The sequence below is a fragment of the Nocardia brasiliensis IFM 10847 genome, assembly GCF_000710915.1.
GTDB classification, from domain to species: Bacteria; Actinomycetota; Actinomycetes; order Mycobacteriales; family Mycobacteriaceae; genus Nocardia; species Nocardia brasiliensis_A.
In genome coordinates this window covers 21793-35355 of sequence record NZ_BAUA01000207.1, presented here as the reverse complement: position 1 = coordinate 35355, position 13563 = coordinate 21793, and the positions used below count along the sequence as shown (strand labels likewise).

General features: G+C 67.7%; 15 protein-coding genes and 1 pseudogene. 13 read left to right on the top strand and 3 right to left on the bottom strand.

What is annotated here, in order from left to right:
• Positions 1-415: 415 nt before the first annotated feature.
• The 8 genes and pseudogenes from pgeF (at position 416) to ileS (ending at position 7961) form a co-directional block, all read left to right on the top strand.
• Positions 416-1134, top strand: a pseudogene (gene pgeF, locus NBRGI_RS44740) (peptidoglycan editing factor PgeF).
• On the top strand, positions 1134-1898 hold the full coding sequence (locus NBRGI_RS40885) for a YggS family pyridoxal phosphate-dependent enzyme (protein WP_029903368.1): 765 nt from the start codon (positions 1134-1136) through the stop codon (positions 1896-1898). Before pgeF ends, NBRGI_RS40885 begins: the two are co-directional and overlap by 1 nt.
• Before the next feature lie 106 nt (positions 1899-2004).
• Positions 2005-2166 (top strand): hypothetical protein, encoded by a 162-nt coding sequence (locus tag NBRGI_RS48405; RefSeq protein WP_158440018.1) that lies wholly within the window; start codon positions 2005-2007, stop codon positions 2164-2166.
• Entirely contained in the window at positions 2163-2972 is an 810-nt protein-coding gene (locus NBRGI_RS40875; protein WP_029903363.1) for a cell division protein SepF, read from the top strand. The genes NBRGI_RS48405 and NBRGI_RS40875 overlap by 4 nt, the downstream gene beginning before the upstream one ends.
• Positions 2973-3061: 89 nt before the next feature.
• Positions 3062-3364: a YggT family protein gene (locus NBRGI_RS40870; RefSeq protein ID WP_014983168.1), complete on the top strand. Its 303-nt coding sequence runs from the start codon at positions 3062-3064 to the stop codon at positions 3362-3364.
• A 68-nt stretch (positions 3365-3432) separates the two neighbouring features.
• On the top strand, positions 3433-4287 hold the full coding sequence (wag31, locus tag NBRGI_RS40865) for a DivIVA-like cell division protein Wag31 (RefSeq protein ID WP_014983169.1): 855 nt from the start codon (positions 3433-3435) through the stop codon (positions 4285-4287).
• 47 nt (positions 4288-4334) lie between these two features.
• Entirely contained in the window at positions 4335-4535 is a 201-nt protein-coding gene (locus tag NBRGI_RS40860; protein WP_014983170.1) for a hypothetical protein, read from the top strand.
• Between the two features lie 270 nt (positions 4536-4805).
• The gene (ileS, locus tag NBRGI_RS40855; protein ID WP_029903361.1) at positions 4806-7961 is read left to right on the top strand and encodes an isoleucine--tRNA ligase; all 3156 of its coding nucleotides are present in this window, start codon (positions 4806-4808) and stop codon (positions 7959-7961) included.
• 52 nt (positions 7962-8013) lie between these two features.
• On the opposite strand, the gene NBRGI_RS48400 is transcribed toward ileS, so the two are convergent.
• Both NBRGI_RS48400 and NBRGI_RS40845 read right to left on the bottom strand, forming a co-directional pair.
• Positions 8014-8175, bottom strand: a complete 162-nt coding sequence (locus NBRGI_RS48400) for a hypothetical protein (protein WP_158440017.1) — start codon at positions 8173-8175, stop codon at positions 8014-8016.
• Positions 8175-8591, bottom strand: a complete 417-nt coding sequence (locus NBRGI_RS40845) for an ester cyclase (protein WP_029903359.1) — start codon at positions 8589-8591, stop codon at positions 8175-8177. The genes NBRGI_RS48400 and NBRGI_RS40845 overlap by 1 nt, the downstream gene beginning before the upstream one ends.
• A 41-nt stretch (positions 8592-8632) precedes the next feature.
• Here NBRGI_RS40845 and NBRGI_RS40840 point away from each other — a divergent pair, with 41 nt between their 5' ends.
• The gene (locus NBRGI_RS40840) at positions 8633-9283 is read left to right on the top strand and encodes a TetR/AcrR family transcriptional regulator (RefSeq protein WP_042256127.1); all 651 of its coding nucleotides are present in this window, start codon (positions 8633-8635) and stop codon (positions 9281-9283) included.
• 277 nt (positions 9284-9560) lie between these two features.
• Entirely contained in the window at positions 9561-10064 is a 504-nt protein-coding gene (locus tag NBRGI_RS40835) for an NlpC/P60 family protein (RefSeq protein ID WP_148311153.1), read from the top strand.
• Positions 10065-10139: 75 nt separating this feature from the next.
• Here the strand turns inward: NBRGI_RS40835 and NBRGI_RS40830 are convergent, their stop codons facing one another.
• Positions 10140-11027 (bottom strand): UTP--glucose-1-phosphate uridylyltransferase, encoded by an 888-nt coding sequence (locus NBRGI_RS40830; RefSeq protein ID WP_200882294.1) that lies wholly within the window; start codon positions 11025-11027, stop codon positions 10140-10142.
• A 256-nt stretch (positions 11028-11283) separates the two neighbouring features.
• Here NBRGI_RS40830 and NBRGI_RS48395 point away from each other — a divergent pair, with 256 nt between their 5' ends.
• The 3 genes from NBRGI_RS48395 to NBRGI_RS40815 all read left to right on the top strand — a co-directional run bounded on the left by NBRGI_RS48395 (position 11284) and on the right by NBRGI_RS40815 (position 13546).
• Positions 11284-11421, top strand: a complete 138-nt coding sequence (locus NBRGI_RS48395; RefSeq protein WP_158440015.1) for a hypothetical protein — start codon at positions 11284-11286, stop codon at positions 11419-11421.
• Positions 11418-12851 (top strand): DNA polymerase IV, encoded by a 1434-nt coding sequence (locus NBRGI_RS40820; RefSeq protein ID WP_029903351.1) that lies wholly within the window; start codon positions 11418-11420, stop codon positions 12849-12851. The genes NBRGI_RS48395 and NBRGI_RS40820 overlap by 4 nt, the downstream gene beginning before the upstream one ends.
• A 161-nt stretch (positions 12852-13012) precedes the next feature.
• Entirely contained in the window at positions 13013-13546 is a 534-nt protein-coding gene (locus NBRGI_RS40815; RefSeq protein WP_029903349.1) for a hypothetical protein, read from the top strand.
• Positions 13547-13563 lie beyond the last annotated feature (17 nt).

Sequence of the window (13563 nt, the reverse complement as noted above, 5' to 3'; positions counted from 1 at the left end):
CGCAGGTGTTCGCGTGCCGCGCACGTGTTCGCGCCCCCGCGCATGCTTTCGTCGGCTATCTCGTGCAGCGGTCACGGTTCGTGCGTGTGGTCGTGGTTTGTGCACGCGGCCGCGTGGCCGCGTGGCCGTGTGGCCGCGTGGCTGGTGTGGCGCGTACCTGTTCGCGCGCCGCGCACGTTTTTCGTCGGCTGTTTCGTGCGCGCGGTTGTGGTTTGTGCGCGGGGTGGTGGTTTGTGCGCGGGGTGGTGGACGTGCGTGGTGTCGCGGGTCCTGGGTGTGGTGTGTGCGTGTTCGTGTGGCGCGCGGGTTTTCGTCGGCTGTTTCGGGCGCGGGGTGGTGGTTTGGGTGCTGGGTGGGTGGCGGTCCTTAGAAAGTGTTCGGGGGGTGTTAAGGGGTGACGACTAGGCTCGAGTGCATGACTTCTGCGCCGACACTGACTGTTCGACGGGTGACCACGACTCGGGCGGGGGGCTTTTCCGCGCCGCCTTACGAGTCGTTCAATCTCGGCGATCACGTCGGGGACGATCCGGCGACGGTGCGGCGGAATCGGGATCGGCTCGCCGCGGGCATCGGGCTCACGCCGGATCGGCTGGTCTGGATGGAACAGATCCACAGTCGCAATGTCGAAATCATCGATGGCCCACGGGCCGAGCCGGTGCCCGCGACCGACGCCCTCGTGACGAACGTGCCCGGGCTCGCCCTGGTGGTGCTCACCGCCGACTGCGTGCCTCTCCTGTTGTCCGACGACGAGGCCGGCGTGCTCGCGGCCGTGCACGCGGGGCGGATCGGCGCGCGGATCGGCATCGTGCCGAGGGTGCTCGACGCGATGTTGTCGCTGGGCGCGCAGGTGGAGCGGATCGGCGCGTTCCTGGGGCCGGCGGCCTCGGGACGGCAGTACGAGGTGCCCGCCGCGATGCGCGCCGATGTCGAGGCGCATCTGCCCGGCAGCGCCACCACCACGGCACGCCGGCGCTCGACCTGCGCGCCGGAATCCGCAGGCAGCTCACCGAAGCCGGGGTCGGCGCGGTCGCGGTCGACCCGCGCTGCACCATCGAGGACCACACCCTGTTCAGTCACCGCCGCGGCGCCCCCACGGGGCGGCTGGGCAGCGTGATCTGGTCGGAGGTGCACTGATGTCCGCGGAATCCGTTGCGGCGCAAGTGGACGAGCGCACCGCGGAACTGGCGACGAACCTGGCCGGGCTGCTGCAGCGCATCGACGCCGCCTGTCTCGCGACGGGGCGCGCGCCGGACTCGGTGCGTCTACTCCCCGTGACGAAATTCTTTCCGGTCACCGATATCGCGATCCTGCACCGGCTCGGGCGCCGCGAGTTCGGCGAGTCGCGCGAACAGGAGGCCACCGCCAAGGTTTCGGCACTCCGCGAGCACATAGGTGACGAAGACCTCTCGGATGTGCAGTGGCACATGATAGGACGCCTGCAACGCAATAAGGCGCGCGTCGTGGCGCGGTGGGCGCACACCGTGCACTCGGTGGACAGCGAACGCCTGGCAACCGCTCTGGACACCGGCGCGCAGGCCGCACTGGACGCGGGGGAGCGCAGCACGCCGGTGCGGGTCCTACTGCAGGTGAGCCTGGACGAAGACCCGTCGCGCGGTGGTGTCGCGCCGGATGATTTGACCCGCCTGGCCGCGCACATCGCGGCCGCGCCCGGATTACGACTGTCCGGTCTGATGGCTATTCCGCCATTGGGGGCTGAGTCTGATGCGGCATTTGCACGCCTTGCGACTTTGCACACCCTGCTACTCGCCGAGCATCCCGGCGCGACAGAACTTTCCGCCGGAATGTCCGGCGATCTGGAATCCGCCATCGAACACGGCTCGACGGTTGTGCGTGTCGGTACCGCCTTGATGGGCGCTCGACCGATAACCTCGGCGTAGCAAAGAAACCTCATCAGTCACATTCGACACATATGCTGGGACAGACGAGGGCTGAGCAAGACTTCAACACCCGGCCGCCACCGGGGCCGAAGGAAGGTCGACCAAAATGAGCGAGCGCAGCGAGCGAGTAATCGACGCAGCCATCGTGGTCATGACGCCGCCGCGCGTGAGCGGGGGCATCTCACTGCGTGAGCGGAGCGAACGCTCCAAAAACGCGGCCACGAGCGTGCTCGTGACGGAGCCGAGCGTCAGCGAGGCGCGGTCATGAGCACGCTGCACAAGTTCAAGGCTTACTTCGGCATGGTTCCACTCGAGGATTACGAAGACGACTATGTCGACGATCGTGCTCCCCGGGTCGCCGACGACCGCGGTACGCGCAGGCCTCGGCCCCGTGACTACGCCGACCGCGGTGCCTACGGCGCTGATCGCTATGCCGAAGACCGTTACGGCGCAGAGCATTACGGTGCCGACGGATTCGATCGGGACGAGCCCGACTATCCGGAGCCCGCCTACAAGTCGCCGTACAAGGCCGGATACCCGGTATCCCGGCGTGACGACTACGCCGACGAGCCCTACGGCGAGGACCGTTACGAGGCGCCGCGGCGTCCCACCCGGATCGAGACCGCGCCGTCGTCCGGCCGGTTCCGCGCGGGTGGCAGCGCGCCGTCGCTGCGTGGCGCCACCCGTGGTGCGCTCGCCGTCGATCCCGAGGCCGAAGAGCGGCGGCTGGAGGAGCGCGTGCGCCCCGAGCCGGCTCCCGCGCGCAGGCCGGGGATCTTCGAGGACGGAGGTCCCTTGTCCAAGATCACGACGCTGCGCCCGCGCGACTACAGCGAGGCCCGCATCATCGGTGAGCGCTTCCGTGAGGGCAACCCGGTGATCATGGACCTGGTGGACCTGAGCAACGCCGACGCCAAGCGGCTGGTGGACTTCGCCGCCGGACTCGCGTTCGCGCTGCGTGGCTCATTCGACAAGGTCGCGACCAAGGTGTTCCTCCTCTCACCGGCGGATGTGGACGTATCAGCCGAAGAACGCCGTCGCATCGCCGAAACCGGCTTCTACAACCAGAAATAAGGTCGTGATCTGGGGGGTGATGCAGACCGGTCGCATGCGGTGCGGCGCGGTCATTTTGCGCAAAGCGGATTTTGCGGCAGAGTGAAGTCGTGGCCTTGTTCGCGGTGCTGTACTTCGTACTGTTCATCTTCTGGCTGTTGCTGATCAGCCGGGTGATCGTGGAGTTCATCCGTAGCTTCGCTCGGGACTGGCGTCCGACCGGTGTCGTGGTCATCATCCTCGAGGTGATCTTCACGATCACCGACCCTCCGGTGAAACTCCTGAGGCGGTTGATACCACCGGTGTCACTGGGAGGAATTCGCCTGGATCTGTCGATTATGGTCCTGCTTTTCATCGTCTTCATCTTGATGTCGATCGTGGGCAGGCTCGGGCAACCGGTAGCCCCGGTGTGACAGAATGGGCCGTGAAGTAGCTTGCTAGATCTGCTAGATCTCCAAAAGACGCGTGAAGGGATCCTTCCATGCCGCTGACTCCAGCCGATGTGCACAACGTCGCGTTCAGCAAACCGCCGATCGGGAAGCGCGGCTACAACGAGGATGAGGTCGACGCCTTCCTGGATCTCGTCGAGCAGGAACTCTCGCGTCTGATCGAGGAGAACGCCGATCTGCGCCAGCGGGTCGCCGAACTCGACGCAGAACTGGCTGATGCCAAGAAGAATCGCGGTCCCGCGGTTCCGGCCAACGTGAAAGCGCCTGTGCAGCAGGCTCCACCGCCGCCAGAGCCGATCAAGCCGCCGGTGCAGGTGGCCCCGCCCGCGCCGATGCCCGCGCCCGCCCCGCCGAAGGACGCGCCCGGTGCGGATGCGAACCTGCAGGCCGCCAAGGTGCTCAGCCTCGCGCAGGAAATGGCCGACCGGCTCACCAGTGACGCCAAGGTCGAGGCGGAGAACCTCCTGTCGAACGCCCGGGCAAACTCCGAGCGTCTCGTCGGTGACGCCCGCACCCGTTCCGAGGGCATGATCGCCGATGCCCGGCAGAAGGCCGACGCGATGCTGTCGGACGCCCAGTCGCGGTCGGACAACCAGCTGCGTCAGGCCAAGGAGAAGGCCGACGCCCTGCAGGCCGACGCCGAGCGCAAGCACACCGAGATCATGGCGACCATCACCCAGCAGCGCAGCGTGCTGGAGAGCCGGATCGAGCAGCTCAAGACCTTCGAGCGGGAGTACCGGGTGCGACTGAAGTCCTACCTGGAATCGCAGCTCGAGGAGCTGGAGAACCGCGGTTCGGCGGTGCCGGTCGACGGTGGCGAGGCGTTCGCGGACGCCAACACCGCCAACAACCTGCAGCCGGCCACGTTTGCCAAGGGTGGCAAGTAAGCCGCTCATACTGAGCACGCGCCACCCGGCATGCCTTGGGGGTCACCATGCTCGTCTTGACGCTTGTCCTTGCCGCTGTCGGATTCGCACTACTGGTCACCGCGCTGACCACCGGATCGGTGATCTGGGCGTGGGGCTGCATCCTGGTGTGCGTACTCGGCGCGGTGCTGCTGCTGGTCAGTGCCCTGTCTATGCGGCGGCCGGACGGAGATTCACCTCCGCCTCCCGGGCGCCACGCCAAACGGTGAGGGAGCGCCGTCCAGAGGTTTGACCGTACTGGCTAGAATCAAACATGAACATGGTGTGGATCCGGTCATCACCGGGGAGCCTTCGGAAGAACAGCGCACGCCGCCGCGGTAGCCGCGCTCAGTAGAACCGAACGGGTGAGCCCGTCACAGCTCACAACGAGAGGTCCGGCAGTTCGCCGCCGGGCAAGCGGGGTGGTACCGCGGTATCGACGCACCTGGCGTCGGCATCGTCCCCGTGCCAACGACAAGGCACGAGGAGACGTATCCGCGATGGCGGACCAAACTTCCAGCAACAGTGCGTACCCCCGCGTCGACCTCGGCGTCGCCGGGTCTTCGTTCCCCGAGATGGAACGCCGCGTGCTAGACGCATGGGCGGCCGCCGACACCTTCCGTGCGAGCATCGAAAACCGTTCCGGGGCAGCAACTTCGGGTTCCGCGCCGGCCGCGGAGTTCGTCTTCTACGACGGCCCGCCCTTTGCCAACGGTCTGCCACATTACGGGCATTTGCTCACCGGATACGTCAAAGACTTGATCCCGCGTTTCCAGACGATGCGCGGCAAGCGCGTCGATCGTCGTTTCGGCTGGGACTGTCACGGATTGCCCGCGGAAATCGAGGCGGAAAAGCAGCTCGGTATCACGGACAAATCACAGATCGACGCAATGGGTCTGGCCGAATTCAACGCCGCCTGCAAATCGTCGGTGCTGCGCTACACCGGTGAATGGCGCGACTACGTCACCCGCCAGGCGCGCTGGGTCGACTTCGACAACGACTACAAGACCCTCGATCTCGACTTCATGGAGTCGGTCATGTGGGCGTTCAAGTCGTTGCACGAGAAGGGCCTGATCTACCAGGGCTTCCGGGTGCTGCCCTACAGCTGGTACGAGCAGACGCCGTTGTCGAATCAGGAGACCCGCCTCGACGACGCGTACAAGATGCGTCAGGATCCGGCGGTCACCGTCGACATGGTGCTGCGCGTGCCCGCCGACCATCCACTGCACGCGCTCGACGGCGTGAACGCGGTGATCTGGACCACGACGCCGTGGACGCTGCCGTCGAACCTCGCGATCGCGGTGCACCCCGACGTCCGCTACGTGCACCTGCGCGCCGCCGACGGCAAGCGCTATCTGCTGGCGGCCGAACGCGTGTCGCACTACAGCCGCGAATTCGGCGATGCGCCCGAGGTACTCGGCGAGTACGACGGCGCCGCGCTGGTCGGACTGTCCTACGCGCCGCCGTTCGACTTCTTCCTCGGCCATCCGCACGCGCACCGGGTGCTCAGCGCGGACTACGTGACCACCGACTCCGGCACCGGAATCGTGCACCTCGCACCGGCTTTCGGTGAGGAGGACATGGACGTCGCCACCGCCAACGGGATCGAGATCGTGCAACCGCTCGACCCGGGCGGCAAGTTCACCTCGATGGTGCCGCCGTACGAGGGCCTGATGGTGTTCGACGCCAACCCGGTGATCATCAAGGACCTCAAGGCCGCCGGAAAGCTGTTGCGGCACGAGACGATCGAGCACTCCTACCCGCACAGCTGGCGCTCCGGGCAGCCGCTGATCTACATGGCCGTGCCGTCCTGGTTCGTCGCGGTCACCAAGTTCCGTGACCGGATGGTCGAGCTGAACAAGCAGATCACCTGGGTGCCCGAGCACATCAGGGACGGCCAGTTCGGCAAGTGGCTCGAGGGCGCTCGGGACTGGAACATCAGTCGCAATCGCTACTGGGGCAGCCCGATTCCGGTCTGGATGTCCGACGACCCGGCCTACCCGCGGATGGACGTCTACGGCTCGCTGGACGAGCTGGAGCGCGACTTCGGCGTGCGCCCGGCCGACCTGCACCGGCCGATGATCGACGAGCTCACCCGCCCGAATCCCGATGACCCGACCGGCAAGTCGACCATGCGCCGGGTGCCGGAGGTGCTCGACTGCTGGTTCGAGTCGGGCTCGATGCCGTTCGCCCAGGTGCACTACCCGTTCGAGAACAAGGAGTGGTTCGACAGCCACTTCCCGGGCGACTTCATCGTCGAGTACAACGGCCAGACTCGCGGCTGGTTCTACACGCTGCACGTGCTCGCCACCGCGCTCTTCGACAGCCACGCCTTCAAAACCGTTGCCGCGCACGGCATCGTGCTCGGTGACGACGGCCTGAAGATGAGCAAGTCGAAGGGCAACTACCCGAACGTCAACGAGGTGTTCGACCGCGACGGCTCCGATGCGATGCGCTGGTTCCTGATGAGCTCGCCGATCCTGCGCGGCGGCAACCTCATCGTCACCGAGCGCGGCATCCGCGAGGGCGTCAGCCATGCGCTGCGGCCGCTGTGGAACGCGTGGACCTTCCTGCAGCTCTACGCCTCGAAGCCGGGCACCTGGCGCATCGATTCGCCGCATGTGCTGGATCGCTACATCCTGGCCAAGCTGGCACAGACGCGCGACGTGATGACCGAGGCGCTCGAGGCCTACGACATCGCGGGCGCCTGCGAGGAATTGCGCGGTTTCGCCGACGCGCTCACCAATTGGTATGTGCGCCGGTCGCGTTCGCGGTTCTGGAGCGAGGACGCCGATGCGGTGGACACGCTGCACACGGTGCTCGAGGTGGTCACCCGGCTGGCCGCACCGCTGCTGCCGCTGATCAGCGAGGTGATCTGGCGTGGGCTCACCGGCGGCGAGTCGGTGCACCTGGCGGACTGGCCGAAGGAGGGCGAACTGGCGAGCGACCCCGAGCTGGTCGCCGCGATGGACGAGGTGCGGGTGGTGTGCTCCACGGTGCTGAGTTTGCGCAAGGCGCAGAACCTGCGCGTGCGGCTGCCGCTGGCCGAGGTGACCATCGCGGCCGCCGACGCCGAGCGGTTGATGCCGTACGCGGACATCATCGCCGACGAGGTCAACGTGAAGAAGGTGGATCTGACCACCGACGTCGCCGTACACGGTCGCTTCGAACTGGTCGTCAACGCCCGGGCCGCGGGTCCGCGGCTGGGCAAGGATGTGCAGACGGTGATCAAGGCGGTGAAGGCGGGCGAATGGTCCGAGTCCGCCGACGGTGTCGTCACCGCCGCCGGAATCGCGCTGCTCCCTGAGGAATACACGCAGCGACTGGTCGCCGCCGAGCCCGAGTCCACCGCCGCGTTGCCCGGCAACGCGGGCCTGGTGGTGCTGAACTCGGTGGTCACCGAGGAGTTGGAGGCCGAGGGCTGGGCCCGCGACCTGATCCGCGATCTCCAGGAGACCAGGAAGTCCGCCGGTCTGGACGTGTCCGACCGGATCACGGTGGTGCTCGAGGTCCCGGCCGAGCGCAAGGCCTGGGCCGAAACCCACCGCGATTTGATCGCGGGTGAAATCCTTGCTACCACATTGGCTTTCGGTGACGCGGGTGCCACGGCCGCCGACCTCGTCGGTGGCGTACGCGCGCAGGTCGCCAAGGCCTGAGCCGACCGTCGCGGCAGGACAGGACCGGCACCCGTCCTGTCCTGCTGTGCGGTCAGCTCGTCCGGTGCCCTCCGGCGCGGCCCTTCGCGCCGCGGCCCGGGCGGCGCAGTGGGGCGGGGGTGTGGTTGTCGAGCGGGGAGATCGGGTAGGTCTGTTCCTCGTGGCGCTCGTCGCGACGTTCGTAGTGGGTCGTGACCGCCTTGTACGCGCCCATCAGGCGGGCGCCGTCAACTGCTGCATGATCGCGGCCATGTCCAGCCAGACGTTCTCCCGGCTGATCTTGTCGCCGCGGATCTCGCAGACGTGCAGGATCCGGAAATCGATGGCCCGGTTGCCGCCGGGGATGCCCATGAACTCGCCGGTGGCCCTGCCGTACCAGTGGGATTCGTCGACGAAGAAGTCCTCGCCGTAGTAGCGGTGGACGCTTTCCATCTTGTCTTCCTTGATCGCGGCGAACAGCGCCCGGTAGCGCTCGGCGATCGCGGCTGGTTCGCGCAGGATGCCCTGCGGATCGCCGACCGCGTCATGCTCGACGTCCGCGGCGAGCGTGTCCATGATCGCGTCGACGTCGTTCGCGGCCTCGGCCGCGCAATGCCGTTCGAACAGCTCGTCCATCTCTTCACGTGTCATGCCGTGCCCTCCAGAAAGTGAGAATCTGCTATCGTGGTGAGATGACTTTCTCACGGCGAGATGAGATTCTCAAGAGTGACCGCGCGAAGAACCAGAAGATGCGGACCCGCGAGGCGCTGCTCGAAGCCGCGCTGGAACTCGCACGCAACGGGCACTCGCCCTCGATCGCCGAGGTAGCCGAGGCGGCGAAGGTATCGACCGCGACCGCGTATCGGTACTTCCCGAATCCGCAGTCGCTGTGGTCGGACATGGCCACCCGGCAGGCCGGGTTCCTCGGGCGCTATCCGGACTTCTTCGAGGAGTTGCCCGACGACGCCGAGGCTCGCATCGAGCGGGTGGTGCGCGAGGTCAGTGGGTTCCAGTTCGAGAACGAGGTGGTGTGGCGCGGAGTGCTGCGCGCGACCCTGGACCGCTGGTTCAATCAGGTGGATGTGCCTGAGGCGGAACGGGTTCCGGTCCGCGGCGTGACCCGGCTGGAGATGGCACGCACGGCGTTGGCCCCGCTGTCGGACCGGCTCTCGCCCGAGCGGATGGAGCGGCTGGTGCACGCGGTGACGCTGGTGTTCGGCGTCGAGGCGCTCGTCTCCACCCGCGACACCTGCGGACTGGATCCGGCGGCCGCCACCGAGACGATGTGCTGGGCGGCGACGGGGCTGGTGCGGGCCGCCCTGGCCGAGTCGGAAGATCGTTGAGGCGTGTCGCTGCGACGTGATGTAGATCACATGCTGTAGATTTGCTGAACTGTCATCGCAGGTCCGGGCCTCGCGGCAGAATCGATAATGGTGCTGCTGTTGCGGAGAGGTACTTCTGGGGCGGCAGTGAGTTCGTGGATTGTCCTACTTGAAAACGCGCTGCGCCGGCTGTCCGGTGTGGCGGATGCGGCTCCGCTGAATGGCGCTGCTCGACCTGGCGTCGACCGGGACCGCCGGATGGTGGCCCGCCCGCCGGGTTGCCGGAAGGGACGAGCACGTGAACAGAAAACCTTTGCGCCGCATCGCTTTCGGATTCCTCCTGGCGACCGCCGCGACCCTGATTCTGGCGGGTCCCGGCTGGTCGGACACCGGAAGTGCCACCGGCAGCGCAGAATCGCTCTCGGCCTCCGGCTCTGCGGCCATTCCGCTGCCCAGCTCGAACGGCGTGGGCGCGCTGGCCGCAGCGGTCTCGCAGACCGGGAAGCCCTACGAATGGGGTGGCACCGGTCCGTTCACCTGGGACTGCTCCGGCCTCGTGCAGTGGGCGTTCCGGCAGGTCGGCGTCAACATCCCCCGGACCACCTGGGAGCAGGCCCGAGCCGGCGCACCCGTCCCGTTCTTCGCGCTCTCGCCGGGCGACGTGGTCGTCCTCAACACCGACGGCTCGCATGTCGGCATCTACGCCGGCTTCGGCCAGATCTTCAACGCCTACGACTGGGGCGTGCCCGTGGGCCTCAGCCCGCTGCGCCAGTTCGACATCTACGCCATCCGCCGCTTCTGACCCCACACCGGGTAGCTCCGTGCGCATCCGCGAATCGTGGATGCGCACGGGCATTTCCGGCGCCGCGGCCAGGAGCTACCGCGCGGTGTCCTCGGCGAGGGTGCGCAGTAGGGGTCCGTACTGGGGGTTGGCCAATGCGGAGGCGAACTGGGCGACGAGGTAGTCGGCCGGGTTGCCGGTGTCGTACCAGCGACCGCGGATGACCTGGCCGTACACGGGGTTGCCGGCGGCGTGCACGTTGATCGCGTCGGTGAGATAGACCTCGCCGGTGCGGTGTTCGTACCAGGCGCGGGTCTGGGTGCGCAGTTCCTCGATGACGCCGGGGGTCACCACGTAGCCGCCGATCGCGGCGTAGTTGGAGGGCGCGTCCTCGGGCTTGGGCTTCTCCCGCAGGCCGGTGATGCGCAGCAACCCGTGGCCCTGGTCGTCGGCGACCACCGGGACGCCATAGCGCTGCGATTCGGTCGGGTCCATCGGCATCAGGGCGAGCACCGGCGCGCCGGTCTGCTCGTAGGCGTTGATCAGCTGCTGGGCCCGGGGCACATCGGCGACGAACACGTCGTCCGGCCACAGCACCAGCATCGGCTCGTCGCCGAGATTGCGCGCCGCGTTGAGCACCGGGGTGCCGTTGCCGTACGGACCGTGCTGATCGAGGTAGGTGATATGGCCGAGCCGGGACAGCTCGCCGACCTCTTCGACCGCGTCCGCGTAGGCGGTCTTGCCGTCCGCGCGCAACTGCGCCACCAGGGCCGGATTCGGCCGGAAGTGGTCCTGGATCAGCGACTTTCCGCTGCTGACCACGATGGTGATGTCGGTGATGCCGGAGGAGACCAGCTCGCGGACCGTGTGCTCGATGACCGGCTTGTCGCCGACCGGCAGCATCTCCTTCGGGATGGCCTTGGTCAGCGGGAGGAGCCGGGAACCGATACCGGCGGCCGGGATGACGGCCTTGCGGATCTTCATGGGTCCGATCATCACACATCACGCGGTGTGACAACGGCGGTCCCCGCGCTTCGCCGAATGTTCACCGAGACCGTGTAGTGCCCCGAACTCGGTGCCATATACGCAGGTCACAGGCTCGAAGCGCGGTTGCCGCGAGTCCGGGTGCGATGCGGGGCCGCGCGCGGATCCCTACAGGAAACTAATGGCTAGCGCACAGTGACCGCACAGCGTCGGCGCCTGCCCGGAGTTGTCGGTGGGCGGGCGTAGATTTCGAGCCGTGAGTACGGACAAGGCGACGGCCACGCAGATTCCCGAGCAACTCGAGCCGCTGGCCCTGCGCGCCAGGGCGATGTGCGCGGCGGTGCTGGCCGCCCGGATTCCCGAGGCGAGGAAACCTTCGGCGAAACCCCGGTGAGCGCACAGCATCCGGCCGAGCGCGCGGATGCGCTCAGCACCGCGCGGCGGTGGGTGCTGCACATCGATATGGACGCGTTCTTCGCGTCGGTCGAGCAGCTGACCCGTCCGACGCTGCGCGGCAGGCCGGTGCTCGTCGGCGGCACGGGCGGGCGCGGCGTGGTCGCGGGCGCCAGCTACGAGGCGCGGGTGTACGGCGCGCGGTCCGCCATGCCGATGCATCAGGCGCGCAGGCTGGTCGGCGTCACCGCGGTGGTGGTGCCGCCGCGCGGCGCGGTGTACGGCGTGCTGAGCGGGCAGGTGTTCGACACCCTGCGCGGTCGCATCCCGGTGCTGGAGACGCTGTCGTTCGACGAGGCCTTCGGTGAGCCCGCCGAACTGGCCGGCGCCACGGTGGCGCAGGTGCACGAGTTCTGCGAGCAGTTGCGCGCGGCGGTGCGCGAACGCACCGGGCTCACCGCGTCGGTGGGCGCGGGCACCGGCAAACAGCTCGCCAAGATCGCCTCCGGCCTCGCCAAACCCGATGGGATCCGGGTGGTTTCGCCGGACGAGCAGCAGCAGCTGCTGGCCGCGCTGCCGGTCCGCAAACTGTGGGGGATCGGCCCGGTCGCCGAGCACAAGCTGCGCTCGCTCGGCATCGAGACGGTCGGCGCGTTCGCCGCGCTGCCGGAATCGGAGGCGGTGTCGATTCTCGGCGGCAGCGTCGGCGCGGCGCTGCATCGACTGGCCCGCGGGGTCGACGACCGCCCGGTCGCCGAGCGGGCCGAGGCCAAACAGATCAGCGCCGAGACCACCTACGAGACCGATATCGTCACGCTCGCGCAGCTGCGCCCCGCGATCGAGGCGATGGCGGCGGCCGCGCACCGCAGGCTCGGCAAGGACGGGCGGGCGGCCCGCACCGTGGTGCTCAAGCTGAAGAAGTCCGATATGAGCATCGTGACCCGTTCGTTCACCCTGCCGTATGCCACCGAGGACCTCACCACGCTGTCCACCGCGGCGCAGCGCTCGGCGATCGATCCGGCCGAACTCGGCCCGATCCGGCTGGTCGGCGTGGGCTACGGCGGGCTGTCCACGGTGCGGCAGGAATCGTTGTTTCCCGAACTGGACCAGGCGCCCATCGCCGAGCACAGCACGGCCGCCGAGGACGAGGGCTGGACCGCGGACGGATCGGCGCCCGCGGCGCCCGGACTCGTCCCGGCGCAGCTGCTGCCCGATATCGCGACCGCCGAGCCCACGCTGTCGGTCCCGATCTGGCACCGTGGCATGGACGTCGAGCATCCCGAGTACGGCCACGGCTGGGTGCAGGGCGGCGGCTACGGCGTGGTGACCGTGCGGTTCGAGACTCGGTCCACCGGTCCCGGTCCGGCTCGCACCTTCGCCGCGGATGACGCGGATCTGACCAGAGCCGATCCGTTGCGCAGTCTGCAGTGAGATCGGCGGTGAACGGCTCGACATCGCCGAGCCCGACGCGTACGTTCGCTGCCGACGACATCAGTCCGTCCCGTGTGGATCCACGCGGTGCTCCGCGGTGCCGGTAGCCTGGGAGCTCGTGCAGCGCCGCCGGTTCGGGTGGAGGCTGCCATCGGTGGAACATGACACGGACCTACTCGAAGGCAAAGGACGAGCAGTTGAAGCTTCGTAAGACTGGACGCATCGCGATCGCCGGTTTGGCTGTCGTCGCGGCGCTCGGCATGACCGCGTGCAGCGACGACAAGGACAGCAAGCCGGCCGCCAAGACCTCGACCAGCGCCAAGGCGTCGGCGTCGGCGAGCGCGAACCTGCCGCCGGTCCCGACTCCGGTCGAGTTGAACGCCCAGTTGCAGCGGGCGCTCGACCCGTCGGTGCCGAACGCGGAGAAGCTGGACGGCGTGCAGGGCGCGGAGGCCGACCCGGAACTGCCGAACCGTCTCGCCGAGGCGGCCAAGGGCGCCAATGTCAATGTCGAGGTAACCGATGTGACAGCCTTCGGCGACAGCGTCAACGCCAAGGCCAAAGTTGTCCTCAACGGCCAGGAGAATATCGTCGACGTGCCATTTGTCGCGGAGAACGGCAAGTGGAAGATCCAGAAGGCGTGGGCCTGCGCCATGCTGACCAACCTCGGTCAGCAGTCCGTGGCCTGCAGCTGATCCGGCTTTCCGGTGTG

Excerpts from the sequence above, each read along its gene's own strand:
- NBRGI_RS40885 (WP_029903368.1), top strand. The coding sequence starts at position 1,134 with ATGTCCGCGGAATCCGTTGCGGCGCAAGTGGACGAGCGCACCGCGGAA.
- NBRGI_RS48405 (WP_158440018.1), top strand. The coding sequence starts at position 2,005 with ATGAGCGAGCGCAGCGAGCGAGTAATCGACGCAGCCATCGTGGTCATG.
- NBRGI_RS40875 (WP_029903363.1), top strand. The coding sequence starts at position 2,163 with ATGAGCACGCTGCACAAGTTCAAGGCTTACTTCGGCATGGTTCCACTC.
- wag31 (WP_014983169.1), top strand. The coding sequence starts at position 3,433 with ATGCCGCTGACTCCAGCCGATGTGCACAACGTCGCGTTCAGCAAACCG.
- NBRGI_RS40860 (WP_014983170.1), top strand. The coding sequence starts at position 4,335 with ATGCTCGTCTTGACGCTTGTCCTTGCCGCTGTCGGATTCGCACTACTG.
- ileS (WP_029903361.1), top strand. The coding sequence starts at position 4,806 with ATGGCGGACCAAACTTCCAGCAACAGTGCGTACCCCCGCGTCGACCTC.
- NBRGI_RS48400 (WP_158440017.1), bottom strand. The coding sequence starts at position 8,175 with ATGGGCGCGTACAAGGCGGTCACGACCCACTACGAACGTCGCGACGAG.
- NBRGI_RS40845 (WP_029903359.1), bottom strand. The coding sequence starts at position 8,591 with ATGACACGTGAAGAGATGGACGAGCTGTTCGAACGGCATTGCGCGGCC.
- NBRGI_RS40840 (WP_042256127.1), top strand. The coding sequence starts at position 8,633 with ATGACTTTCTCACGGCGAGATGAGATTCTCAAGAGTGACCGCGCGAAG.
- NBRGI_RS40830 (WP_200882294.1), bottom strand. The coding sequence starts at position 11,027 with ATGAAGATCCGCAAGGCCGTCATCCCGGCCGCCGGTATCGGTTCCCGG.
- NBRGI_RS40815 (WP_029903349.1), top strand. The coding sequence starts at position 13,013 with ATGACACGGACCTACTCGAAGGCAAAGGACGAGCAGTTGAAGCTTCGT.